General features: G+C 47.7%; 1 protein-coding gene. It reads left to right on the top strand.

Translation table 11 applies throughout. From position 1 onward, the window contains the following. The first annotated feature begins 96 nt into the window (after window positions 1-96). Entirely contained in the window at window positions 97-1,290 is a 1,194-nt protein-coding gene (locus tag Q4491_RS21405) for an ISL3 family transposase (RefSeq protein WP_303460799.1), read from the top strand. The last annotated feature ends 3 nt before the right edge of the window (window positions 1,291-1,293 follow it).

Here is a 1,293-nt window from a genome sequence, read left to right as displayed (position 1 = left end):
GGTTCATCTCGGATTAGCGGGAAACAGATACGAAAAACGGTTGGATAAGTTATCGTGTAATCGCCAAACAACACTATAACAACCAACCGTTTTTACATGCTAAACACTACATTACCATTCCCTCTTTGGGAAGGATTTACACCTGCTAAAATTGAGCAACACAGCGATTCCCTGACTATTCACTTGTCCCCAACCTGTCACCCAAGGTGTCAGTGCGGCTCAGTGACTGCTGAAGTGCATGATACTTCCATCAGGACCATCTCGGACAGAAACATCATGGACTATGCCGTAACCCTGAAGCTTCCAGCAAGGAGATTACGTTGTCCTCAGTGTGGTATTCAGACTGAACAAATCACCTGGCTTGAACCCTACTCCAGACAAACAACCCGTTTGGTCCGCTTTGTCGAAAAGCTTCTCACCAGGCTTCCCATCAAACACATCTCAGAACTGGTTAAGCTCCACTGGACGACCGTCAAAAACATCGATAAGAGGCGTTTGGCACGGGAAGTCAAAGAGCCAGATTGGAGCAAAGTAAAGCGCTTGGTCATGGATGAATTTGCGCTGTTCAAAGGACACCGCTACGCCACTGTCATCGCTGATGCCGATACACACCAAGTTCTCTGGGTTAACGAAGGGCGCAGTCGAGAGTCAATCCGCCCGTTTTTTGACATGCTGGGTGACCATTGCAAGCAAATTGAAGCTGTTGCGATGGATATGAACACCGCTTTTGACTTAGAAGTACAAGCACATTGCCCTAAAGCCATGGTCGTTTATGACTTGTTCCATGTTGTTGCCAAGTATGGCCGGGAGGTGATTGACCGTGTCCGGGTTGACTGCGCTAACCAGCTCAAGCATGACAAGCCTGCTCGGCGTCGGGTCAAGCGGGGACGGTGGATATTGTTGAAAAACCGAGAGAACCTGAATGATAAGCAAGCAGGATATCTGGATGAATTGCTCGCCGCGAATAAAGACCTCACGGTGGTTTACTTAATGAAAGAGCAACTGAAGGAACTTTGGTATTGTCGCACTGAAGAGGAAAGCCTGAGGTTGTGGGAAGTATGGTGGCAACAGGTCATGGAGAGTGGTATTCAACCGCTCATCCAGTTTGCTCAAAAGCTTAAAAAGTACCGGGCTGGAATCACTTCCTCTGCGGTACATGCGCTTCATACCTGTCGCCTAGAAGGGATGAACAACAAGATCAAAGTAATGAAGCGAATGGCTTATGGCTATCGAGATACTGGTTATTTCTTTCTGAAAATACGATCAGTCTTCCCCGGAGATCCGAGATGAACC

It is taken from the genome of Photobacterium sp. 2_MG-2023, from assembly GCF_030547675.1.
GTDB lineage: Bacteria > Pseudomonadota > Gammaproteobacteria > Enterobacterales > Vibrionaceae > Photobacterium > Photobacterium arenosum.
The sequence above is the reverse complement of the archived record's forward strand: the minus strand, read 5'-3'. Positions and strand labels throughout refer to the sequence as shown.